Here is a 23,646-nt window from a genome sequence, read left to right on the forward strand (position 1 = left end):
CCTTCCCGTTCTTGCTGTCGCGGCGAAGCCCTTCAGGGTGGCGGACCCCATCCCGATGGGGCGCATCCCGGCTCTTTCCGGCTGGACACTTGGCCGGATTCCCGGATTGAGGGCGAGGATGGCGCAGGCCGACGTCCCGGCCCATACCGGAGGGCCGCCCGCCGCTTTTTCGCACCGCAGCACACGCGCCCCTGGACCTCGCCGCCGCCGAGCCTAGTTCGGCGTCATCGTCGACCGGGGACCGCGGCTGTGGCCGAACGCATCGAGGACTACGCGCTTCTCGGAGACGGACGCACCGGCGCCCTGGTCAGCCGCAAGGGCAGCGTCGATTGGCTGTGCTGGCCGCGCTTCGACGCCGCCGCCCTGTTCACCGCCCTGCTGGGCACGCAGGAGCACGGTTTCTGGGCGATCGCGCCCGTCGCCGGGCATGTCGAGACCCAATGGGCCTACCGCGAGGGCTCCCTCGTCCTCGAGACGCGGCACAGGACCCGCCAGGGCGAGGTCCTCGTCACGGATTTCATGCCCACCGGCGACGGGCCGCACCTCGTGCGCCTCGTGGAGGGCGTCCACGGGACGGTGGCGATGCGCACCGAACTGGCGGTGCGGTTCGATTATGGCTCGGCGGTCCCTTGGGTCTCGCACTCCGAACTCGGGGACCTGCGGGCGGTGTCGGGCCCTCACAAGGTGGTGCTGCGCACCGACGTGCCCCTGCAAGGCACCGAGCGGCAGACGACGGTGGGCGAGTTCACCGTCCATGCGGGCGACCATCGCCGCTTCGTCCTGAGCTACGGCGCCTCGCACGAGCCCGATCCGGCGCCCATCGAGCCCCGGGCGATGCTTGCGGCCACCGACCGGACGTGGCGCGACTGGTCGCGCCGCTGCGCCCACGGCACGCCCTGGGACGCGCTGCTGCAACGCTCGCTCCTCACCCTCAAGGCGCTGATCTACCACCCGACCGGCGGCATCGTCGCGGCCCCCACCGCCTCCCTGCCGGAGGGCCTCGGCGGCGAGCGCAACTGGGATTACCGGTTCTGCTGGCTGCGCGATTCCACCCTCACCCTCATCGCCCTGATGGACGGGGGCTACATCGACGAGGCGCGCAACTGGCTGAACTGGCTGGTCCGCGCCGTGGCCGGCAATCCCGAGCAGGCGCACATCCTCTACGGTATCGGCGGCGAACGCCTGCTGCCCGAGATCACCCTCGATTGGCTGCCGGGCTACGAGAACTCTAGCCCCGTGCGAATCGGCAACGCGGCGGCCTCGCAGTTCCAGCTCGACGTCTACGGCGAACTCTTCGACGCCCTGTACCAGGCGCGGGTGCGCGGCCTCGCGGTGAGCGAGGACGGCCGCCGGGTCGGCCTCGCGCTCCTCGGCCACCTGGAGACGGCGTGGCAGCGGCCCGACGAGGGCATCTGGGAGGTGCGCGGCGGCTCGCGCCACTTCGTCCATTCCAAGGTGATGGCCTGGGTCGCCTTCGACCGGGCGCTGAGGATGTACGAACTCAACCCCTCGACGGTGTCGAAGGAGCAGGCCGAGCGCTGGAAGACGATCCGCGACACCATCCACGCCGAGGTCTGCGAGAAGGGTTTTGACAAGGATCTCAACAGCTTCGTCCAGTATTACGGCGCGAAGGCGCTTGACGCGAGCCTGCTCCTCATCGCCCATACCGGCTTCCTGCCGCAGCACGACCCCCGCGTCGTCGGCACCGTGGAGGCGATTGGCAGGGGCCTGATGCGCAACGGGTTCATCCTGCGCTACGAGACCGAGGGGCAGACGACGGACGGCCTGTCGGGCAACGAAGGCGCGTTCCTCCCTTGCACCTTCTGGTATGCGGACAATCTGATCGGTCTGGGGCGGCGGGACGAGGCCCGCGCCCTGATCGAACGATTGATCGGGATCTGCAACGATCTCGGCCTCGTCAGCGAAGAGTACGACGTGCATGCCGAGCGACTTGTGGGTAACTACCCGCAAGCGTTCACCCATGTGGCCCTGGTCAACACGCTTCTCAGCTATGCCCACGGCGAAGGGCCGGCGGAGAAACAGGGCGGTAAAGCTGATGGCGCGCCCCCCGCCGTTCACCGGCACCGGGTGGCCCAGCGGTAGAGACGAAAGAACAGGACGACCCCATGAGCGGAGCCGACACACCCGCCCGCGCCGGGCTTGCCGAGATCGACAGGCTCAGCATCGACACGATCCGCACCCTGGCGATCGACGCGGTGCAGAAGGCGAATTCCGGCCATCCCGGCGCGCCGATGGCGCTGGCCCCCATCGCCTACACCCTGTGGAACCGCTACCTGCGCTACGACCCGGCGCATCCGCACTGGCCGAACCGCGACCGGTTCGTGCTTTCCTGCGGCCACGCCTCGATGCTGCTCTACGCGCTGCTGCACCTCGCCAACGTCGCGGAGAGCGACGGCGGCAACGCACCGGCCGTGAGCCTCGACGAGATCAAGCGCTTCCGGCAGATCGACAGCCGCACCCCCGGCCATCCGGAATACCACTTCACCACCGGCGTGGAGACCACCACCGGGCCGCTGGGCCAGGGCGTCGCGAACTCCGTCGGCATGGCGATGGGCGGGCGCTTCCTCAGGGAGCATCTCAACCGGCCGGGACTGCCCCTCTTCGACTACAACGTCTACGCGCTGTGCTCGGACGGCGACCTGATGGAGGGCGTCGCCTCGGAGGCCGCCTCCATCGCCGGGCACCTGCGCCTGTCGAACCTGTGCTGGATCTACGACGACAACACCATCACCATCGAGGGCCACACCGAACTCGCCTTCGGGGAGGAGGTCGCCACCCGCTTCCTCGCCTATGGCTGGCAGGTGCTGCGGGTCGCCGACGCCAACGACGTCCACGCCATCACGGCGGCGCTCGACACCTTCGTCGCGAGCCGGGACCGGCCGACGCTGATCATCGTCAAGTCGGTGATCGGCTACGGCGCCCCGAAGAAGCAGGGCACCTCCAAGGCCCACTCGGACGCGCTCGGCGAGGACGAGGTGAAGGGGGCCAAGCGCGCCTACGGCTGGCCGGAGGACGCGCAGTTCCTCGTGCCCGACGGCGTGATGGAGAATTTCCGCGACGGCATCGGGAAGCGCGGCGCCGCGCTCTACGACGCATGGCAGGGCCTGTTCGCCAAGGCGAAGGACTCGGACGCCGCCCATGCCGAGCAGCTCTCGGCCTTCCTCGAAGGGCGCCTCCCCGAGGGTTGGGACAAGGATATCCCGGTCTTCGAGGCGGACGCCAAGGGCCTCGCCACCCGCGAATCCTCGGGCAAGGTGTTGAACGCGATTGCCCAGCACGTGCCGTTCCTCCTTGGCGGCTCGGCGGATCTCGCCCCGTCCAACAAGTCGAACCTGACCTTCGAGGGCGCGGGCTCGCTCACCCCGCTGAACCCCGGCGGGCGCAACGTCCATTTCGGCGTGCGCGAGCATGCCATGGGCTCCATCGTGAACGGGCTGGGCCTCGTGGGCTTGAGGGCCTACGGCGCGACCTTCCTCGTCTTCGCCGACTACATGCGCCCGCCGATCCGCCTCGCCGCGCTGATGGAGCTGCCGGTCTTCCACATCTTCACCCACGACTCGATCGGCGTGGGCGAGGACGGGCCGACCCACCAGCCGGTGGAGCAGTTGCTCTCGCTCCGCTGCATCCCCGGCCTGGTGACGATCCGCCCGGCCGACGCCAACGAGGTGGCGGAAGCCTACCGGGTGATCTTCTCGCTGAAGGATCAGCCGGCGGTTCTGGCCCTCTCCCGGCAGGCCCTGCCGACCCTCGACCGCTCCAAGTACGGCGCCGCCTCCGGCACCGCGAAGGGCGGCTACGTGTTGGCCGACAGCGAGGGCACGCCCGACGTGATCCTGCTCGGCTCCGGCTCCGAGGTGCAGCTCTGCGTCGGCGCCTACGAGGCGCTGAAGGCCGAGGGCGTGAAGGCCCGCGTCGTCTCCATGCCCTCCTGGGACCTGTTCGAGCGGCAGGACCAGGGCTACCGCGACGCGGTGTTGCCGCCCGCCGTGAAGGCGCGCGTCGCCGTCGAGCAGGGCAGCGTCATCGGCTGGGACCGCTATGCCGGCTCGGAGGGCACCATCGTCGGCATGAACACCTTCGGCGCCTCGGCGCCCCTCAAGGATCTCCTGACCAAGTTCGGGTTTACCCCCGAGAAGGTGCTGGAGGCCGCGAAGGCGCAGGTGGCCAAGCACAGGCATTGAGGCAACTCCCCTCCCCTTTGCGGGGAGGGGTCGGGGGTGAAGGTGGTGCCGGATGATGCCCGGCGGCGCCTTCTGAACCACCCCCACCTCCACCTCCTCCCTGCGAGGGGGAGGAGAGCAGGTCGCGATTGACAGCACGAGGCTCGGACATGAACGCGCTCAAGGCCCTGCACGACCGACAGGATCAGGCCGTCTGGCTCGACTTCGTCGCCCGCGGCTTCATCGAGAAGGGTGAACTGAAGACGCTCGTGGAGGAGGACGGCCTGCGCGGCGTCACCTCCAACCCGTCGATCTTCGAGAAGGCCATCGGCCACTCGGACGAGTACGACGCCAGCCTGAAGGCGATGCAGGACGGCGACGACCACCGCGTCATCGACATCTACGAAAGCCTCGCCATCGCCGACATCCAGGCGGCGGCGGACGTGCTGCGCCCGGTCTACGAGGCGAGCGACGGGGCCGACGGCTACGTGAGCCTCGAGGTCTCGCCCTACCTCGCCCTCGATACGCAAGCGACGCTGGACGAGGCCCGTCGCCTCCACAAGGCGGTCTCCCGCGACAACCTGATGGTGAAGGTGCCCGCGACGCCGGAGGGCATCCCGGCGATCCGCCAGCTGACGGCGGAGGGCATCTCGATCAACGTCACCCTGCTGTTCTCCCAGGAGGCCTACGAGGCGGTGGCCCGGGCCTTCATCGACGGGCTGGAGGAGCGCGCCAGGGCGGGCCACGACGTCTCGCGCATCGCCAGCGTGGCAAGCTTCTTCATCAGCCGCATCGACACGCTGGTGGACAAGCTGCTCGACGACAAGATCGCCGCCGCCAACGACCCCGACGAGACGATCGCGCTGGGCTCCCTCAAGGGCAAGGTCGCCATCGCCAACGCCAAGCTCGCCTATCAGCGCTACAAGCGGATCTTCGCCGAAGCTCAATGGCAGGCGCTGGCGGAGAAGGGCGCCAAGGCCCAGCGCCTGCTCTGGGCCTCCACGGGCACCAAGAACAAGGCCTATTCCGACGTGCTCTACGTCGAGGAGCTGATCGGCCCGAACACCGTCAACACCATGCCGCCCGTCACCATGGCCGCCTTCCGCGACCACGGCGAGGTCCGCGCGACGATCGAGGAGGACGTGCCCGGCGCCGAGGCGGTGATGGCGGGCCTCGCCCGCGCCGGCATCGACATCGAGGCGGTGGCCGAGCAACTCGTGAAGGAGGGCGTGCAGCTCTTCATCGACGCCGCCGACAACCTGCTCGGCGCGGTGGCGGGCAAGCGCGCCGCGCTGCTAGGCGCCCGCCTCAACCCGCAGGCGCTCGCCCAGTGCGACATCCTGAGCGCGGAATCCGCCAAGGCCGTGGAGGCGTGGCGGGCAAGCGGCGCGATCCGCCGCCTCTGGGCGCGCGACGCCACGGTCTGGACCGGCGCCGACGAGGCGAACTGGCTCGGCTGGCTCCACATCGTGGAGGAGGAACTCGAGAAGGCCGCCGACTATGCCGCCTTCGCCGACTGGGTGAAGGGCCAGGGCTTCACCCATGCCGTGGTCCTCGGCATGGGCGGGTCGAGCCTCGGTCCGGAGGTGTTGAGCCTGACCTACGGCCAGCGCGAGGGCTTCCCGGCGCTCCGCATCCTCGACTCGACCCACCCGGACGAGGTCCGCGCCGTCGAGGCCGGGATCGACCTCGCCCGGACGCTGTTCATCGTCTCCTCCAAGTCCGGCTCGACCCTGGAGCCCAACGTCTTCCGCGACTACTTCTACGACCGCGTGAAGCAGACCGTGGGCGACAGGGTGGGCGACCATTTCGTGGCCGTCACCGATCCGGGCTCCGACATGGAGAAGGCGGCCAAGTCGCAGAACTTCGCGAAAATCTTCTACGGCGTGAAGCAGATCGGCGGGCGCTACTCGGTGCTCTCGGCCTTCGGCCTCGTGCCCGCCGCCGCCATGGGCCTCGACGTCGAGGACCTGCTGAGCCGCGCCCGGATCATGGTCCGCTCCTGCGGCCCGGCCGTGCCGCCGCACAACAATCCCGGCGTGCTGCTCGGCACCGCCATGGGCGCGGCGGCGCTCAAGGGCCGGGACAAGGTGACGGTCATCGCCTCCCCCGGCATCGCGAGCTTCGGTGCCTGGGCCGAGCAGCTCATCGCGGAATCGACCGGCAAGGTCGGCAAGGGGCTGATCCCGGTGGACGGCGAGCCGGCGGGCGTGCCGGCGGTCTACGGGCACGACCGGTTCTTCCTGTACCTGCGCCTCGACAACCAAGCCGACCCCGCCCAGGACGCCGCCCTCTCGGCGCTGGAGAAGGACGGTCATCCGATCGCCCGGATCGGCCTCGACGGCGTCGAGCAGCTGCCGCAGGAATTCTACCGCCTGGAGATCGCCACGGCGGTGGCCGGTGCGCTCCTGGAGATCAACCCCTTCGACCAGCCCGATGTCGAGGCGAGCAAGATCGAGACGAAGAAGCTGTTCGCGGAAGCCGAGAAGAGCGGGTCGCTTCCCGGCGAGACGCCCCTCTACGAGGACGAGACGCTGGCCCTCTTTGCCGACCCCGCCAATGCCGAGGCGCTGCCCCAGGCCCGGGACGGGCTCGATGCCGCCCTCAAGGCCCATCTCGGCCGCCTGCGGCAGGACGACTACGTCGCCCTCCTCGCCTACATCCCCCGCAACGAGGCGAACCACGCCGTGTTGCAGGAGGCGCGTCTGGCCGTGCGCGATGCCCGCAAGGTGGCGACCTGCCTGGAATTCGGGCCGCGCTTCCTCCACTCCACGGGGCAGGCCTACAAGGGCGGGCCGGATACGGGCGTCTTCGTGCAGATCACCGGCGACGCCGCCGAGGACCTGCCGATCCCGGGCCGGTCACTCGGCTTCGCGACGGTGGTCGCGGCCCAGGCCCGGGGCGACTTCGCGGTGCTCGCGGAGCGCGGGCGCCGGGCCCTGCGGGTCCATCTCAAGGCCGGGCAGAACGAGGCCGGGCTGAAGCGCATCGCCGCCGCGCTGAAGGCGGCCGTGGGGTGACGCGGTTGTCTCCCCTCCCCCGCGACACGCTGCTCTCCTCCCCCTTGTGGGCAGGAGGTGGAGGTGGGGGCGGTTCAGAAGGCACCGGCTCGCCTCGTCCGGCACCACCCCCACCCCTACCCCTCCCCACACGGGGGAGGGGAACACCCGGGAGCTATAGGCGATGCAACTCGGCATGATCGGCCTCGGCCGGATGGGCGGCAACATCGTCCGGCGGCTGCTGCGGAACGGGCACACGGCGGTGGTGTTCGACCGGAACGCGCAAGCCGTCGAGGCCCTGGTGAAGGAAGGGGCCGTCGGGGCGACGAGCCTCGAGGACCTCGTCTCCAAGCTCGAGCCGCCCCGCGCCGCCTGGGTGATGCTGCCGGCCGGAGCCATCACCGAGGAGACGGTGCAGGCGCTGGGCGGCCTGATGCAGGCGGACGACTGCATCATCGACGGCGGCAACTCCTTCTTCGGCGACGACGTCCGCCGGGGCGGCGAACTGAAGGCCAGGGGCATCCACTACGTGGACGTCGGCACCTCCGGCGGCGTCTGGGGCCTGGAGCGCGGCTACTGCATGATGATCGGCGGCGACCGGTCGGCCGTGGATCGCCTCGACCCGATCTTCGCCACCCTGGCGCCGGGCCTCGGCGACGTGCCCCGGACCCCGGGCCGCGAGGGTCGCGATGCCCGCGCCGAGCAGGGCTACATCCATGCCGGTCCCACGGGGGCGGGCCACTACGTCAAGATGGTCCATAACGGCATCGAGTACGGGCTGATGCAGGCCTACGCGGAGGGGTTCGACATCCTCCGCCACGCCAATTCCGAGAACCTGCCCGAGGAGCGGCGCTTCGACCTCAACCTCGGCGACATCGCCGAGGTCTGGCGCCGGGGCAGCGTGGTGTCCTCCTGGCTCCTCGACCTGACGGCCCAGGCGCTGGCGGGCGACGACAGCCTGGAGGGCTTCTCGGGCTTCGTGGAGGATTCCGGCGAGGGCCGGTGGACCATCAACGCCGCCATCGAGCAGGCCGTGCCGGCCACCGTCCTCTCGGCCGCCCTCTACCGCCGCTTCCGCTCGCGGGAGGACGCCTCCTACGCCGACAAGCTCCTCTCGGCGATGCGCAAGGGCTTCGGCGGCCACCAGGAGCCGAAGAAGTCGTAAGAGCCCCTGGCCCCACCCATCGCACTCGCGAGGATCGCATGGCGACGCTGCCCGCCGGAACGCACGTCCTGCCCGATCCCGACGCCGTGGCCCGGGAGGCGGCCGAACGCCTGATCGTCGCCTGCCACGAGGCCGGGGAGGAGCGGGTCGCCGTCTGTCTGTCCGGCGGCTCCACGCCGAAGCGCCTCTACGCCCTCCTCGCCGGTCCCGAATTTTCCGCGCGGGTGCCGTGGAAGCGGATCCACTGGTTCTTCGGCGACGACCGGGCCGTGCCGTGGGACGACCCGCGCAGCAACGTCCACATGGTGCGCGAGGCCTTCGGCCACGGCAGCGCGATCCCGCCGACGCACCTGCACTTCATCCCCTCGGACGAGGGGCTCGAGGCCGGGGCGCGGGCCTACGAACGCACCCTCCTCGACGTCTACGGCGCCGACACCCTCGATCCGGCCCGGCCGCTCTTCGCCCTCGTCCTGCTCGGCCTTGGCGAAGATGGGCACACCGCTTCGCTGTTTCCCGGCAAGCCGGCGGTCGAGGAGACGGGCGCCCTCGTCGCTCCCGTCCCGGAGGCGGGCCTCGAACCCTTCGTGCCCCGGATCAGCCTGACCTTCCCCGCGCTGGCGAGCGCCCGGCACGTTCTGTTTCTCGTCACCGGCGCGGGCAAGCGCGCGCCGCTCGCCCGGCTGGCCGCCGGCGAGGATCTGCCCGCCGGGCGGGTGAGGGGTCCGCAGGTGGCATGGCTGCTCGACGAGGCGGCGGCGGGCTAGTGCATCGATCCAGTCGGAGGCGTCAGCCGAGACTGGAAAAATTGATGCAGAAACAATTATCTAGTGCAGACACGCATGAACGAAGTGAGTGCGTCACGGCACTGGTGCAAGGCTCGGCCGACGCCTCCGTCTGGATCGATGCACTCAGGCGTTTTTGGTTTGATCCGGGCCGCTTGCTCGACCGTCTTGCGAGCGAAGCGAAGCCATCCGGGGATACGCCACGTTCGGTCAGGCCCCGCTGCCCTGGATCGCTTCGCTGACGCTCGCAAAGACGGGGACGGCGTCTGATCCAAGTATCGCCGAAACCGCTCAAGCGGCCGTTACCCTCTGGCAAGGTTGGGGCGGCTATGCTGCGCGACCTCCACGCCGCAGGCTTGGCCGTGTCCCGCGCACGACCGTCACCGGCCGATCCGAAGAGTACGATGCGCGCCTCTCCCCCAGCCTCCCCACCGTCGCGGGGGCGCGGATCGGTGATCGGAGAGGCCGCCGACCGGGCGGGCAGCGTCCTCGCGGGCCTGCTCGACGCCGCCCGGCTCACCGGAACCGTCGATCCGCAACTCATCGACGACGGGCTCGACCCGATCCTCGGGGCGGTGAGCGAAGCCGGCCTCGGGGCGTGGCTCGACACGGTGCGCGCCTACGACGACGCCACCTACCAGCACTGCCTGCTGGTGGCGGGGCTCGCCGCGACCTTCGGCATCGCCCTCGGCTACGGGCTGCGCGACCGGGAGCAGGTGGTCCGCGCCGCCCTCGTCCACGATGTCGGCAAGGCACGCATTCCCTTAGGCATCCTGAACAAGGCCGGTCCCCTCGACCCGGCCGAGCGTGCGGTGATGCGCACCCACACCACACTCGGCCATGCCCTGCTGATTGAGACCGGCGGATTCGAGGACGCGCTCCTCTCCGTCGTTCGCCACCATCACGAATTGCTCGACGGGACGGGATACCCGGACAAGCTGTCCGGCGACGAGATCCCCGGCATCGTCCGGTTCATCACGATCTGCGATATCTACGCGGCGCTGATCGAGCGGCGCCCCTACCGCGAGCCCCTGCCGACTTCCGAGGCCCTCGGCCACCTGCGCGCCATGGGCCGCAAGCTCGATCCGACCCTGGTCGCCGCGTTCGAGCGGGCCGTGGCGGAGCTTTAGACACCGTCATTGCGAGCGAAGAGAAGCAATCCAGGGATGCGCCGAGGTCCAACAAGGATCCTCCGCCCCCGGATTGCTTTTCTTCGCTCGCAGTGACGAGCGATCACACGAAATGCTTCGAGAGCTTCAGGCCCTGGGCTTGGTAGTTCGAGCCGGCACCCGCGCCGTAGAGGGTGGCGGGCTCCTCGGCCATGCGCTCGTAGACGAGGCGGCCGACGATCTGGCCGTCCTCCAACAGGAAGGGCACGTCCCGGGAGCGGACTTCCAGCACCGCCCGGGCGCCCGCCCCTCCCGCCCCGGCATGGCCGAAGCCCGGATCGAAGAAGCCCGCGTAATGGACCCGGAACTCTCCCACCAGCGGATCGAAGGGCACCATCTCGGCGGCGTGGTCCGGCGGGACCTGCACCGATTCCTTGGAGGCGAGGATGTAGAACTGGCCGGGATCGAGGATCAGGCTGGCGCTGCCGTCGGCGGGCAGGCGCTCCCAGAAGGCGTCGATCCCGTGGGCGCCCGGCGCATCCACATCCACGAGGCCGGTATGGCGCTTGGCCCGGTAGCCGATCAGCCCGTCGAAGCCCGCCAGGTCCACCGACACGGCGACGCCGCCCTGGAGCGAGGGCGCGGCGACGTTCACGAGCGGCGTGCGCGCGTGCAGCGCGGCGAGATCGGCCTCCGCGAGGCGCGGCTGGCCCCGGCGGAAGCGGATCTGCGACAGGCGCGAGCCGGTCCGCACCAGGACGGGGAAGGTGCGCGGCGAGATCTCCGCGTAGAGCGGCCCGGCATAGCCCGGCTCGACCTGATCGAACGCCTCCGCCCGGTCCGCGATGACGCGGGTGAAGACGTCGATGCGCCCGGTCGAACTCTTGGGGTTGGCCGACGCCGCGAGGTCCGACGGTAGCGCAAGGCTCTCCTGCAACTCAGCGATGTAGACGCAGCCGGTTTCGAGGACAGCGCCGGGGCGCAGGTCGATGGCGTGGAGCGACAGGCGCCCGACGCAATCGCCCACGGTGCGTGAGGCGCCCGGCAGGAAGCTGGTGCGGACACGGTAGGCCCGCTGGCCGAGCCGCAGATCGAGGCTCGCCGGCTGGATTTGGTCGGCCGCATAAGGAGTTGCGGGGCGTATCCCGCCCGCCTCCGTCAAGGCGGCGATCGCCTGGGCGGGCAGGATTCCGTCCGTCCTCGAGGTCACGCCCGCACCCATCGCTCCGCTCCCGTCGCGCCGCCCCCGCGGTCCCGGCCCGTCGGATGCCCGGGGGCCGCGCCGTCCCTTGTCCGCGACGGGCTCCTAAGGTCGCTTTAACGCTCCCTTGACCAGACGGTGACGCTACACGACGGAAACGCGCGACGTAATCCGCCGCAATTGACGGCGATTCTCCCGCCAACTACCACCTACACCGCGGTGCGGCGAAAGCCGGTCCGGTCGAATCGCATGCTCTCCGGGGGCCGTTCAGGGCAATGTACAAGGCCGAGACACGGGGGATCAGCGTAACGGTGCAGCCGCGCTTCGTGGAGGAGGAATCCTCCCCTCACGAGAGCCGCTATTTCTTTGCCTATACCGTCGAGATCGTGAACAACGGGTCGGAGCAGGTCCAGCTCCGTTCGCGCCACTGGCGAATCATCGACGGGCGTGGTGCCCTGCAGGAGGTGCGGGGCGCGGGCGTCGTCGGCAAGCAGCCGGTTCTGGAGCCGGGCGAGTCCTTCTGCTACACCAGCGGCTGCCCCCTCACGACACCCGACGGGCTGATGGCCGGCAGCTACACGATGGCGACGGTGGCCGGCGAGAGCTTCGAGGCCGAGATCCCCGCCTTCTCCCTCGATAGCCCGCACGTCCGCCGCAGCCTGCACTGAGTCCGGCCGGTCCCGTTCGGGTGACGTGCAGACCGGGGGCTCCCCGGAGGGATCATGTCCACGACCAGCGAGCGGATGAGCCCGCTCGAAATGCTCTCGCGGCTCGTTTCGTACGACACGGAGAGCGACAAGCCCAACCTCGCGCTGATCGACTGGGTCGGCGCCTATCTCGACGGGTGGGGCGTCCCCTCGCGCCGCTTCCCGAACGCGGCGGGCGACAAGGCCGCCCTGTTCGCCACGATCGGCCCGTCCGTGGACGGCGGCGTCATCCTCTCGGGCCATACCGACGTGGTGCCGGTCACCGGTCAGGACTGGACCTCCGACCCCTTCACCCTGCGGGTGGCGGACGGGCGGGCCTACGGGCGCGGCGCCGTCGACATGAAGGGCTTCTGCGCCCTGGCGCTGGCCCTCGTCCCGGACATGCTCGCGGCCGGGCTCACGCGGCCGATCCATCTCCTCCTGTCCTACGACGAGGAGACCACCTGCCTCGGGCCCCTGGATGCCATCGCCCGGTTCGGCGAGGACCTGCCGCGCCCCGGAGCCTGCATCGTCGGCGAGCCCACGGGCCTCGACGTGGCGGACGCGCACAAGAGCATCGTCACCTATCTGACCACCGTCCACGGGCGCGAGGCGCATTCCTCCCGGCCGGAACTCGGCGCCAACGCGGTCACGGCGGCCTGCGACCTCGTCGCCGAACTCAACCGTATCGCCGACCGGATGATCGAGCGGGGCGATGCCTCTGGCCGGTTCGAGCCACCGGCCACCACCCTCCACGTGGGCACGATCCAGGGCGGCACCGCCCGCAACATCCTCGCCCGCGAGTGCCGGTTCCACTGGGAGTATCGCGGCCTGCCCGACCTCGATCCCGCCGAGGTCCCGCGCCTGTTCGCGGCGGCGGCCGCCGAGGTGACGGCGCGGCGGCTCAACCGCTACGGCGAGTTCGGCCGGATCGACACGCTCGAGGAGGTGGCGATCCCCGGCCTCGCCCCCGATCCGGGTTCGGAGGCGGAGCGCCTCGCCCTGCGGCTCGCCGGACGCAACCACACCGTGGCCATGCCCTATGCGACGGAGGCCGGACGCTTCCAGGCGGCGGGCATCCCGACCGTGGTCTGCGGCCCCGGCGACATCGCCCAGGCCCACCAGCCGGACGAGTTCATCACCCTCGACGCGCTCGCCGGAGGGGAGGCCTTCCTGCGCCGCCTCATCGCGGAGTGCGCGGCATGACCCTCCGGGCACACGAACATGTGAAGTTGCGGCCGCTGGAGCGCGAGGACCTGCGCTTCGTCCACCAGCTCAACAACAACGACAGCATCATGCGCTACTGGTTCGAGGAGGCCTACGAGTCCTTCGCCGAGCTGCAGCAGCTCTACGAGCGCAACATCCACAATCAGACCGAGCGCCGCTTCATCGTCGCCGCCCCGGACGGCGAGCCCGCCGGGCTGATCGAGCTGGTGGAGATCAACCACCTCCACCGCCGCTGCGAGTTCCAGATCGCGATCCACCCCTCGTTCCAGGGCCGGGGCTACGCGTGGCGGGCGACGCGGATCGTGATGGATTACGCCTTCAGCGTTCTCAACATCCACAAGTTGTACTTGCACGTCGACCGAGAGAACCAGCGTGCCGTGCGGATCTACGAGCGCTGCGGCTTCCGGCCCGAGGGCGTGCTCAAGGACGAGTTCTTCGTGAACGGCCGCTACCGGGACGCCGTGCGCATGTGCCTGTTCCAGCCCGACTACCTCGCCGCCCGCGGCGGCGGCGACCCGGCGGAGCCGGTGCTGAAGACGTAGTCTGGGACACGTCTTCCAAGGGGCGCTCTCGGCTTTGCCGTCCGCCGTCTCATCCTGAGTGTCCGGCCGGAAAGTCGCCGACTCTCACTCCTCCCACCTGATCCTGAAGTGATGGGTGGGATCGGAGCACGGCGTGTCGTCGCCGTAGAAAGGGCCGGGCTTTCGCCCGGCCCTCTGGTCGTCAGGGTTTACCGGCCAGCGCCCGCACCCGCGCCGCCACCGGCCTTCATGCCGCCGGCATTGGCACCGCCGCCCGCGTTCATGCCACCCGCGGCACCGGCGCCCTCGGCGCCGCGACCGCCGCCGCGCTGCATGTCACCACCACGGTTGTCGCCGCGCTCCATGCCGCCGCCCTGGTTGCGGTCGGAGACGTTGCGCATGGCGTTGCCACGGTCGGCGTCGCCGCGCATTCCGGCATTGCGGGCGCCGTCGTTCTTCATGTCGTTCTTGGCGTCGTTCCTGCCGTCACGCTTCATGTCGCCCCGGTTCTCGCCGCGGGCCTGAACGTCGCCGCGACGGTTCTGCTCGCTGCGGAAGCCGCCCCGCTCGCGGTCCGTGCGGACGCTCGTGCGGGTCTCGGTGCCGAAGCTCGCCCCGACCACGCCGCCGGACAGGCGACGGTACTCGGCCGAGCCGTAGCGGACGCGTTGGCCGCGGATCACCACCCAGCGCTCGCTCGGGCCGGTCTCGCGGATGCTGACGAGGCGGCGGTACTCGGGCGAGCCGTAGAGGACGCGCTGGCCGCGGATGGTCACGTAGCGGGTGCGGGTCCCGGTCTCGCGAACGCTGACGAGGCGGCGGTACTCGGGCGAACCATAGACGACGCGCTGGCCGCGGATCACCACGTAACGCTCGCGCGGGCCGCGATGCTCGACGATCAGGCGGCGATACTCGGGCGAGCCGTAGACGACGCGCTGGCCGCCGATGAACACGAAGCGCCCCTCGCGGCGGAAGCCGCCCTCGAAGCGCGCGCTGGTGCGGGTCTCGACGCGGTCGCGACCGCTCCGGAACTCGCCGCGCGTGGCAGTGCGGTCGCTGTCGCGACGGTCGCGGTCCGCGCGGTCGCCGCGCTCGGCACCGTTGCGGGCGCTCCGGTCGGTTTCGCGATCTCCGGCGCGGTCGGCACCCCCGGCCCGGTCGGCCTTCGCGGTGTCGGCCTTGGCAGAGTCGGCCTTGGCAGCGTCGGACTTGGCATCGGCCCGGCCGGCGCGGTCCTGGCTCATCTTGCCGCCCGCGTCGCGGTCGGTGCGGGCGCCGGTCGCCTCGCCGCCTGCCGCGACACCGCCGTTCATGCCGCCGGCCTTGGCGCCGCCCTCGGCCTTCATGCCGGCTTCCGGACGGCCCTGGCCGCCGCCGGCCCCGCCGCGCTCGCCGCCGCCCATGCCCTGCTGGGCATAGACCGACGTGCTGAGCAGGAGCGCGGCCAAGCCGACGGACACTCGTGTGGTAAGGTGAGACATGGCGTTTCCTCAGCTGGAAAATTACGCTTCGCAACGCTGAGGGATTGGAAAGGGTTCAACTGTCGGAGTGTAGAAAATCGCGCAACACTAACGAGTACTTGCGCGTTCCGCGAAGATAAGCTTGGCCGTAAGGCGGGATCGTACGTACTCTTCGCTCTGTTTGAGGCTGGCGGACGGCGTCGCGGTCCATGCTTGCGGCGCGCAGGGAAAGGCCACGTCCCGCGAAGCGCGGGACGCGCGGACGGGCCTTTCAGGTGGCTACTGCCCCTGCCCGATCTCCGCCTCGACCTCTGCCGGATCGAGATCGTAGCGGCGGGAGCAGAACTCGCAGGTGATGACGATGCGGCCGTCGTCGGCCACCATGTCCTTGCGCTCCTGCGGGCTGAAGGACCGGATCATCCCCATCACCCGCTCCTGGGAACAGCGGCAGGTCTCGCGGACGGGCTGCCGGTCGAACACCCGCACGCCGCGCTCGTGGAACAGACGGTAGAGCAGACGTTCGCTCGTTACGTTCGGGTCGATGAGTTCGTGGTCCTCGATGGTGGCGGCGAGCGAGCGCGCCTCGACCCAGGCGTCGTCCTCCGGCGCATCCGTGCCGAGATGGGCGTGGCCCTCGGGGATGTCGCCCGGCGGCAGGTCCGCGAGGCGCGCCCGGTCGATGGATTGGGGCAGGAACTGCACGATCAGGCCGCCTGCCCGCCAATGCCCGGCCGCGCCGTCCACCGCCTCGGCGACCGCGAGGCGCACGATCGTCGGGATCTGCTCCGACTGACGGAAATACTGGTGGGCCGCCTCCTCCAGGCTCTGGCCCTCCATCGGCACCACGCCCTGGTAGCGGCTGGCGGCGCTGCCCTGGTCGATGGTCATGGCGAGGTGGCCGTTGCCGATAAGGTCGGCGTCGCGCAGGGGGGCGGTGCCGAGGGCCGCGACCCGTTCCGCATCGAAACGGGCGGTGGCGCGCAGCCGGTCGGGCGCCTCGAAATCGACCACGATCATCTCGACCGGGCCGTCGGTCTTGGTCTGGAGCTGGAAGCGGCCCTCGAACTTCAGGGAGGCGCCGAGCAGCACGGTGAGCGCTGCTGCCTCGCCGAGCAGCCGCGCGACGGGGTCGGGGTAGCCGTGGCGGCGCAGGATCGTGTCGATGGAGGGGCCGAGGCGCACCACCCGCCCGCGCACATCGAGCGCCTCGACGGCGAAGGGCAGCACGGCATCGTCGACGCCGGGGGTCTCGGTTCCTGCGGTCATGGTCTCTCCGGGGATCTCCCCGTCATATGGTAACCCGAGGCGGGGTTCCCAAAGGGCCGTCCTCGGATGCTCCTAGGCACGATCCGCTGCGGGCCGGGCGCTCGCCATCGTCCTTGCGAGCGGAGCGAAGCAATCCAGGGATGCACTCCCTCAGGAAGCGTCCCGCTGCCCTGGATTGCTTCGCTCCGCTCGCAAAGACGTCGGCGGCATCACGGAGTATCCGCCGCGCTACGCTCCGCCCGCCTCCAGGCACCACGCCAGGATGCCCTTCTGCGCGTGGAGCCGGTTCTCGGCCTCGTCGAACACCACCGATTGCGGCCCGTCCATCACCTCGGCGGTGACCTCCTCGCCCCGGTGGGCGGGCAGGCAGTGCATGAAGATCGCGTCGGGCTTGGCCGCCGCCATCAGGGCCGCATCGACCCGGTAGGGGGAAAGCAGGTTGTGGCGGTGGCTCTCGTCGTCGTCGCCCATGGAGACCCAGCAGTCGGTCACCACCGCGTCCGCCCCGTCCACCGCCGCGCGGGCGTCGGTGGTGACGTTGAGCCTCGCGCCCTCGCGCTGCGCCCAGGCCACCAGGGATGCGGGGGGCGCCAGCTCCGGCGGGCTGGCGACGTTGAGGGTGAAGTCGAGCCGCGCGGCGGCGTGGACCCAGCTCGCCAGCACGTTGTTGGCATCGCCCGACCACGCCACGGTGCGGCCGCGGATCGGCCCCCGGTGCTCCTCGAAGGTCAGCACGTCCGCCATGATCTGGCAGGGATGCGAGTGCTTGGTCAGCGCGTTGATCACCGGCACGGTGGCATGCTCCGCGAGTTCGAGCATCTGCCCGTGATCGAGGATGCGGATCATGATCGCGTCCACGAAGCGGGAGAGCACCTGCGCCGTGTCGCCGATGGTCTCGCCCCGGCCGAGCTGCATCTCGGAGCCCGTGAGCATCAGCGTCTCGCCGCCCAGTTCGCGCATCGCCACGTCGAAGGAGACGCGGGTGCGGGTCGAGGGCCGGTCGAAGACCATCGCGAGCGTCTTGCCCACGAGGGGCCGCTCGGCCGCGCGCGCGCCCTTGCGGCGGATCGCCTTCATGTCGGCGCTCGCATCGAGCATCCGGCGGATCTCGTCCCCCGAGAAGTCGGAGAGATCGAGGAAGTGGCGGGGCGCCGGGGCGGCGGCCGCGCCGGCCGCCCGTCCGTTCAGGGGGCGACCGTTGGGGAGGGTTGTCATCGCAATGGACTTTCCGGCGGTGCCCTACTCGGCCGCCCCGCGCAGCGCCTCGAACCCGGCCGCGGCGGCATCGAGCCGCCGGACCGCCTCATCGACGTCCGACTCGGTGACGATCAGCGGCGGAATCAGCCGCACGACGTTGTCGCCCGCCGGGATCACGAGGAGGTGGGCCTCCCGTGCCGACACGGCGAATTCGGTGTTGGGGACGGCGAGCTTGAGGCCGATCATCAGCCCCTCGCCGCGGACGTCCTCGATGACCCGCGGGTGCCGGTCCCTGAGGGCGGCGAGCTTCTGCTTCAGCCGCAGGCCCGTCTGCGCCACGTGCTCCAGGAACCCGTCCGAGAGGATCACGTCGAGCACGGCGTTGCCCACCGCCATGGCGAGCGGGTTGCCGCCGAAGGTCGAGCCGTGGCTGCCCGCGATCATGCCGCGCGCCGCCTCGCGGGTGCAGAGGCAGGCCCCCAGCGGGAAGCCGCCGCCGATCCCCTTGGCCGCCGAGAGGATGTCCGGCGCGATGCCGGACCACTCGTGGGCGAAGAGCTTGCCGGTGCGGCCGATGCCGGTCTGCACCTCGTCCATGATGAGGAGCAGGCCGTGCCGGTCGCAGGTCTCGCGCAGGCGGCGCAGGTCGGCGGGGGGGATGACCCGCACGCCGCCCTCGCCCTGGATCGGCTCGATCATCAGGGCGGCGGTCTCGGGGCCGATGGCCGCCTCCAGCGCCTCGAAGTCGCCGGTGGGCACCTGATCGAAGCCATCGACCTTCGGGCCGAAGCCGACGATGTACTTCTGCTGGCCGCCTGCCGCGAGGGTGGCCAGCGTGCGCCCGTGGAAGGCGCCCTCGAAGGTCACGATCCGGTAGCGCTCGGGATGTCCGCCCGCCGCGTGGTACTTCCGCGCGACCTTGATCGCCGCCTCGTTGGCCTCCGCCCCCGAATTGCAGAAGAACGCGACCTCCGCGAACGTCGCCTCCACGAATCGCCGGCCGAGGCGCTCGCCCTCCGGGATCTGGTAGAGGTTCGAGACGTGCCAGACCTTCCCCGCCTGCTCGGTGAGCGCGGCGACGAGGTGCGGGTGGGCGTGGCCGAGCGCGTTCACGGCGACGCCCGCCCCGAAATCGAGGTATCGCTCTCCGTCCTCCGCGACGAGCCATGCGCCCTCGCCTCGGACGAAGGCGAGGGGAGCACGGGCGTAATTCGGCAGAAGGGCGGATGTCACGATCCGGTCTCCATCGCACCTGAGGTCCCGCCGCGCGACGGCGCGGCGCCACCAAATGAAAGTGCCGCCTCGATCACCGGGCGGCACGCGCGCGATTACTATGAATCGGCTCTGCCGTGTCAATCGCGCAAACTCCGTGCCGGGCGCGGGGCAGGGTCTCTTCCGACGGTCCGGTCGCGCTTCCGGCGCTCCCCGCCGCCCCTTGCGCGGAGGGCCTCCGCCATGCTCCAGAACCCGCCGCGAACGTGACAGGGGAAGCACCGCATGAGCACGATCAAGGACCGTCTGGCGAAACTCGGCCTGAGCCTGCCGAAGGCGGCGGCGCCGGTGGCGAATTACGTGCCCTTCGTGCGGACCGGCGCCCTCGTCGTGATCTCCGGCCAGGTTTGCTTCGGACCCGACGGGACCATCGCGCCGGAGCACAAGGGCAAGGTCGGCGCCGCCGTCTCGCCCGAGGCCGGCAAGGAGGCCGCCCGCCTCTGCGCCCTCAACATCCTCGCCCAGCTCGAGGCGGCGGTGGGCGACCTCGACCGGGCCGTGGAGCAATGCGTCCGGCTCGGCGGCTTCATCAACGCCGCCCCCGGCTTCTCGGCGGTGGCGGGCGTGATGAACGGCGCCTCGGACCTGATGGTCGAGGTGCTGGGGGACCGCGGGCGGCACGCGCGCTCGACGGTCGGCGTCGCGGAACTGCCCCTCGACGCGGCGGTCGAGGTCGAGGCGATGTTCGAGGTGCGGGGATGACCGGCTGGCTCACCGCGCGGCCCATCGCCCATCGCGGGCTGCACGACCGCGCGGCGGGCCGCCCCGAGAACACCCTCGCCGCCGCCCGCGCGGCGGTGGCGGGCGGCTTCGCCATCGAGTGCGACGTGCAGCTCAGCGCCGACGGCGAGGCGATGGTTTTCCACGACTTCGCCCTCGGCCGGCTGACGGAGGCGAGCGAGCCGGTCGGTGCGACGACGGCCACCGCCCTCGGCCGGCTGACCGTGGCGGGGTCCGCCGAGACGATCCCGACCTTGCCGGATTTCCTGGCTGCGGTGGCCGGGGCGGTGCCGGTGATCGTCGAGATCAAGTCGGCCTATGACGGCGACCTGAGGCTCGCCCGGCGCACGGCGGAGGTCGCGGCGGCCTACGAGGGGCCGGTGGCGCTGAAATCCTTCGATCCGGCCATCGTCGCCGCCCTGCGGGAGGGGCTGCCCGCCCGGATTCCCCGGGGCATCGTCGCGGAAACGAGGCAGGACGACCCCGCCTACGCGGCGATGACGCCGAGCCAGCGGCGCAGCCTGTCCGACCTCCTGCACTTCGACGAGACCCGGCCGGATTTCCTCTCCTGGCGGGTGGACGACCTGCCCTGCGCGGCCGCCGCCCTGTGCCGCCTGCTCGCCGGGCTCCCGGTGATGACCTGGACGGTGCGGACACCCGAGCAGCGCGCGCACGCGCAGGCCCACGCGGACCAGATGGTGTTCGAGGGGTTTTTGCCTTGAGACGGAACGGAGTGGATAAATCCGGCAGTGAATATCACTGTAGATCGGATGGTCTGCCGGAGGCCCCTCATGCCCACTCCCCGCGGACAGATGACCGTCACCCTCACCGAAGAGTTGGAGACATTCGTCCGGGACAAGGTGCGCGAAGGGGCATTCGCGACACCGAGCGAATACATCCGCGATCTCGTCCGCACCCGTTACCTCGCCGAACAGGATCGTACGGCGCGGCTTCAGGCGCTCGACGCTGCGCTTGCCGAGGGCTTAGCGGATGCGGAGGCCGGTAGGCTGGTGCCAGTGGGTGAAGCCTTCGCCCGCGTTCGGGCCGCCCTCGGAATGGCGGACGAAGATAAGTCGGCGTGAAGGTCGTCCTCTCCGAAAGGGCGATCGACGACCTCGTCGGGATCGGAGCCTTATCAGACGGGACAACCCTGCCCGCGCTGCGACCTTCGTGTCCGAACTGGAGGCGCGCTGTCTCACCCTGGCCGACATGCCCAGGGGCTATCCGCTCCTTGCCGGTCGGGAAGCCAGCGGAATTCGAGGGCGTCCGTTCGGCGATTACCTGATCCTCTACCGGGTCGAGGACGTCGCCGCGCGCATCGACGTTCTTCGGGTGCTGCGCGGCGCGCGAGACATCGACGCTCTCTTGTTTCCACAGGATTGAGTCCGTCCCCCCTGCATCCATCCGCCGCTTGCCCCTCCCCCGGCGACCGCTAGAGTGGGCGGCATGAAGCACGCCTCCGCGCCGCCGCCGGACGCCGAAGCCCTGACGGTGAGGGCTCTCCCCGGGCTCAAGGAGATCGGGGCGCAGGTCTGGGATGCCTGTGCCCTCTCGCCCGAGACCCTTGCGGCGGGCGACGAGACCCACAACCCCTTCGTGACCCACGCCTTCCTCTCGGCGCTGGAGGAGTCGGGCTGCGTCTCGCGGCGCACCGGCTGGCTGCCGGTCCACGTGGCCGTGGAACGGGCGGGCCAATTGCTCGCCGTGGCGCCCTGCTATCTGAAGTCCCACAGCCAGGGGGAATACGTCTTCGACCACGGGTGGGCCGACGCCTTCGAGCGCGCCGGGGGAAGCTACTACCCGAAGCTCCAGGTCAGCGTGCCCTTCACCCCGGTGACCGGGCCGCGCTTCCTCATCAGTCCCGGCGCCGACCCGGATTCCGCGACGGCGGCCCTCCTGGCCGGCCTGCGGGCCCTGCGGGGGGAGACGGATGCGTCCTCGGTCCACGTCACCTTCATGCGCGAGGCGGAGTGGGAGCGCGCCGGGGCGGCGGGATTCCTGAAGCGCACCGACCAGCAGTTCCACTGGGAGAACGACGGCTACGCCACCTTCGACGACTTCCTGGAGGCGCTGGCCTCCCGCAAGCGCAAGACCATCCGCCGGGAGCGGCGGGACGCGCTGGCGCCCGGCATCACCATCGAGCACCTGACGGGCGCAGACCTGACCGAGGCGGTGTGGGACGCGTTCTACGGGTTCTACATGGATACCGGCGCCCGGAAGTGGGGCAGGCCGTACCTCAACCGCCGGTTCTTCTCGCTCCTGTCGGAGCGGATGGCGGACCGCGTCCTGCTCATCATGGCCAAGCGCGGCGGCCGCTACATCGCGGGCGCGATCAACCTGATCGGCGACGCGGCGCTCTACGGCCGCAACTGGGGCTGCACCGAGGACCACCCGTTCCTGCATTTCGAGGTCTGCTACTACCAGGCGATCGAGTATGCCATCGCCCACGGCCTCAAGCGGGTGGAGGCGGGCGCGCAGGGCGAGCACAAGCTGGCCCGGGGCTACCGGCCGGTGCTGATGCACTCCGCCCACGACATCGCGGACCCGTCGCTGCGCAAGGCGGTGGCCGACTACTTGCAGCGTGAACGCGCCCACGTCGCCGAGGCGGTCGATGTCCTCGACACCCTCACCCCGTTCCGGCGCAGCACCCCCGACGAGCAGGCATGATGGACCCGATCGCACATATCCAAGGCTTCGCCGACGAGTTGACCGCCCTGCGGCGGGACCTTCACGCCCATCCCGAGATCGGCTTCGAGGAGGTGCGCACGTCGGGCATCGTCGCCGGGCTGCTGGAGGGGTACGGCTTCGAGGTGCACCGGGGCATCGGCGGCACCGGGGTCGTCGGCCTCCTGAAGGGGCGTACCGACAATGGCCGCCGCATCGGCCTGCGCGCCGACATGGACGCCCTGCCCATTGAGGAGGAGACCAACCTCCCCTACCGTTCCACCATCCCCGGCAAGATGCACGCCTGCGGCCATGACGGGCACACGACGATGCTCGTCGGCGCCGCCCGCTACCTCGCGGAGACGCGCAACTTCGACGGCACGGCGGTGCTGATCTTCCAGCCGGCGGAGGAGGGCCTCGGCGGCGCCCGCGCCATGCTGAAGGACGGGCTGTTCGAGAAGTTTCCCTGCGACGAGATCTACGGGCTGCACAACCAGCCGGGGGGCCAGCACGGCCACATCAAGCTGCGCCCCGGCGCCCTGATGGCGGCGGCGGACTTCTTCGACATCCGCATCCGCGGCCGGGGCATCCATGCGGCGCAGCCGCACCGGGGGGTCGATCCCATCGTGGTCGCCACGGGCCTCGCCCAGGCCCTGCAATCCATCGCCTCGCGCAACGTCGATCCGCTGAAGTCGCTCGTCCTGTCGATCACCCGGATCGAGGCGGGCTCGGCCTACAACGTCATCCCCGAGACCGCCCACATGGCGGGCACGATCCGCACCTTCGACAAGGAGGTCCGGGCGCTGACCGCCGCGCGGATGCGGGAGCTCTGCGCGGGCTTCGCCGCCGCCTACGGCGCCGAGATTACCGTGGACATCGAGGACAAGTTCTCCGTGCTGGAGAACGCCCCGGAGCAATCGGCCGCGGCCGCCGCCGTCGCCGCCGAGCTGATCGGCGAGGCGCAGGTCGATACGGATGCCCCGCCCCGCATGGGCAGCGAGGATTTCGCCGACATGACCATGGCCGTGCCCGGCGCCTATGTCTGGCTCGGCGCCGGTCCGGGGGCGGGCCTGCACAATGCCGGCTACGACTTCGCCGATTCGATCATCCCCGTCGGCAGCGCCTTCCTCGCGCGGCTCGTGGAGCGGCGGACGGCCGCCTGACGGGCCGGGGCTCGACAGGCGGAAGGGCCGGTG

At 70.5% G+C, this 23,646-nt stretch carries 20 protein-coding genes; 15 read left to right on the forward strand and 5 right to left on the reverse strand.

Features of this window, described 5'->3' with window-relative positions:
* The first annotated feature begins 249 nt into the window (after positions 1–249).
* From MFF06_RS05840 to MFF06_RS05865, 6 genes are all read left to right on the forward strand, one after another.
* Positions 250–2,103, forward strand: coding sequence for a glycoside hydrolase family 15 protein (locus tag MFF06_RS05840; protein ID WP_238202078.1), 1,854 nt, complete (start codon positions 250–252; stop codon positions 2,101–2,103).
* A 23-nt stretch (positions 2,104–2,126) separates the two neighbouring features.
* Entirely contained in the window at positions 2,127–4,202 is a 2,076-nt protein-coding gene (tkt, locus tag MFF06_RS05845) for a transketolase (protein WP_238202079.1), read from the forward strand.
* Positions 4,203–4,351: 149 nt separating this feature from the next.
* Positions 4,352–7,201, forward strand: coding sequence for a bifunctional transaldolase/phosoglucose isomerase (locus tag MFF06_RS05850; RefSeq protein ID WP_238202080.1), 2,850 nt, complete (start codon positions 4,352–4,354; stop codon positions 7,199–7,201).
* A gap of 163 nt (positions 7,202–7,364) precedes the next feature.
* Positions 7,365–8,345 (forward strand): phosphogluconate dehydrogenase (NAD(+)-dependent, decarboxylating), encoded by a 981-nt coding sequence (gene gnd / locus MFF06_RS05855; RefSeq protein WP_238202081.1) that lies wholly within the window; start codon positions 7,365–7,367, stop codon positions 8,343–8,345.
* A 38-nt stretch (positions 8,346–8,383) separates the two neighbouring features.
* The gene (gene pgl / locus MFF06_RS05860; RefSeq protein WP_238202082.1) at positions 8,384–9,109 is read left to right on the forward strand and encodes a 6-phosphogluconolactonase; all 726 of its coding nucleotides are present in this window, start codon (positions 8,384–8,386) and stop codon (positions 9,107–9,109) included.
* A gap of 422 nt (positions 9,110–9,531) precedes the next feature.
* Positions 9,532–10,257, forward strand: coding sequence for an HD-GYP domain-containing protein (locus tag MFF06_RS05865; protein WP_238202083.1), 726 nt, complete (start codon positions 9,532–9,534; stop codon positions 10,255–10,257).
* Between the two features lie 103 nt (positions 10,258–10,360).
* Here MFF06_RS05865 and MFF06_RS05870 read toward each other — a convergent pair whose 3' ends face one another.
* Positions 10,361–11,458: a 2'-deoxycytidine 5'-triphosphate deaminase gene (locus MFF06_RS05870; protein WP_238202084.1), complete on the reverse strand. Its 1,098-nt coding sequence runs from the start codon at positions 11,456–11,458 to the stop codon at positions 10,361–10,363.
* A 254-nt stretch (positions 11,459–11,712) separates the two neighbouring features.
* Here MFF06_RS05870 and apaG point away from each other — a divergent pair, with 254 nt between their 5' ends.
* From apaG to speG, 3 genes are read left to right on the forward strand one after another with little or no spacing between them, the layout of a single operon-like run.
* Positions 11,713–12,105 carry a Co2+/Mg2+ efflux facilitator ApaG/CorD gene (apaG, locus tag MFF06_RS05875; protein WP_238202085.1) on the forward strand — a complete coding sequence of 131 codons (393 nt, stop codon included), beginning with the start codon at positions 11,713–11,715 and terminating at the stop codon, positions 12,103–12,105.
* A 54-nt stretch (positions 12,106–12,159) separates the two neighbouring features.
* Positions 12,160–13,329 (forward strand): acetylornithine deacetylase, encoded by a 1,170-nt coding sequence (gene argE, locus MFF06_RS05880; protein ID WP_238202086.1) that lies wholly within the window; start codon positions 12,160–12,162, stop codon positions 13,327–13,329.
* Positions 13,326–13,892, forward strand: a complete 567-nt coding sequence (gene speG, locus MFF06_RS05885; RefSeq protein ID WP_238202087.1) for a spermidine N1-acetyltransferase — start codon at positions 13,326–13,328, stop codon at positions 13,890–13,892. Before argE ends, speG begins: the two co-directional genes overlap by 4 nt.
* A 188-nt stretch (positions 13,893–14,080) precedes the next feature.
* Here speG and MFF06_RS05890 read toward each other — a convergent pair whose 3' ends face one another.
* From MFF06_RS05890 to MFF06_RS05905, 4 genes are all read right to left on the reverse strand, one after another.
* Entirely contained in the window at positions 14,081–15,352 is a 1,272-nt protein-coding gene (locus tag MFF06_RS05890) for a hypothetical protein (RefSeq protein ID WP_238202088.1), read from the reverse strand.
* 258 nt (positions 15,353–15,610) lie between these two features.
* Positions 15,611–16,597, reverse strand: coding sequence for an Hsp33 family molecular chaperone (locus tag MFF06_RS05895; RefSeq protein ID WP_238202089.1), 987 nt, complete (start codon positions 16,595–16,597; stop codon positions 15,611–15,613).
* Positions 16,598–16,825: 228 nt separating this feature from the next.
* Entirely contained in the window at positions 16,826–17,812 is a 987-nt protein-coding gene (gene argF, locus MFF06_RS05900) for an ornithine carbamoyltransferase (protein WP_238202090.1), read from the reverse strand.
* A gap of 24 nt (positions 17,813–17,836) precedes the next feature.
* Entirely contained in the window at positions 17,837–19,027 is a 1,191-nt protein-coding gene (locus MFF06_RS05905) for an aspartate aminotransferase family protein (protein WP_238202091.1), read from the reverse strand.
* A gap of 264 nt (positions 19,028–19,291) precedes the next feature.
* On the opposite strand from MFF06_RS05905, the gene MFF06_RS05910 reads away from it, so the two are divergent.
* The 6 genes from MFF06_RS05910 (at position 19,292) to MFF06_RS05935 (ending at position 23,613) form a co-directional block, all read left to right on the forward strand.
* Entirely contained in the window at positions 19,292–19,768 is a 477-nt protein-coding gene (locus tag MFF06_RS05910) for a RidA family protein (protein ID WP_238202092.1), read from the forward strand.
* The gene (locus MFF06_RS05915; RefSeq protein ID WP_238202093.1) at positions 19,765–20,508 is read left to right on the forward strand and encodes a glycerophosphodiester phosphodiesterase family protein; all 744 of its coding nucleotides are present in this window, start codon (positions 19,765–19,767) and stop codon (positions 20,506–20,508) included. The genes MFF06_RS05910 and MFF06_RS05915 overlap by 4 nt, the downstream gene beginning before the upstream one ends.
* A 90-nt stretch (positions 20,509–20,598) precedes the next feature.
* On the forward strand, positions 20,599–20,868 hold the full coding sequence (locus MFF06_RS05920) for a type II toxin-antitoxin system ParD family antitoxin (protein ID WP_238202094.1): 270 nt from the start codon (positions 20,599–20,601) through the stop codon (positions 20,866–20,868).
* 88 nt (positions 20,869–20,956) lie between these two features.
* Positions 20,957–21,169 (forward strand): type II toxin-antitoxin system RelE/ParE family toxin, encoded by a 213-nt coding sequence (locus MFF06_RS05925; RefSeq protein WP_238202095.1) that lies wholly within the window; start codon positions 20,957–20,959, stop codon positions 21,167–21,169.
* A gap of 63 nt (positions 21,170–21,232) precedes the next feature.
* Entirely contained in the window at positions 21,233–22,453 is a 1,221-nt protein-coding gene (locus MFF06_RS05930) for a GNAT family N-acetyltransferase (RefSeq protein WP_238202096.1), read from the forward strand.
* Positions 22,453–23,613 carry a M20 aminoacylase family protein gene (locus MFF06_RS05935; RefSeq protein WP_238202097.1) on the forward strand — a complete coding sequence of 387 codons (1,161 nt, stop codon included), beginning with the start codon at positions 22,453–22,455 and terminating at the stop codon, positions 23,611–23,613. Before MFF06_RS05930 ends, MFF06_RS05935 begins: the two co-directional genes overlap by 1 nt.
* Positions 23,614–23,646: the final 33 nt, after the last annotated feature.

Origin of the sequence: Methylobacterium aerolatum (assembly GCF_022179085.1) — a bacterium.
GTDB lineage: Bacteria > Pseudomonadota > Alphaproteobacteria > Rhizobiales > Beijerinckiaceae > Methylobacterium > Methylobacterium aerolatum.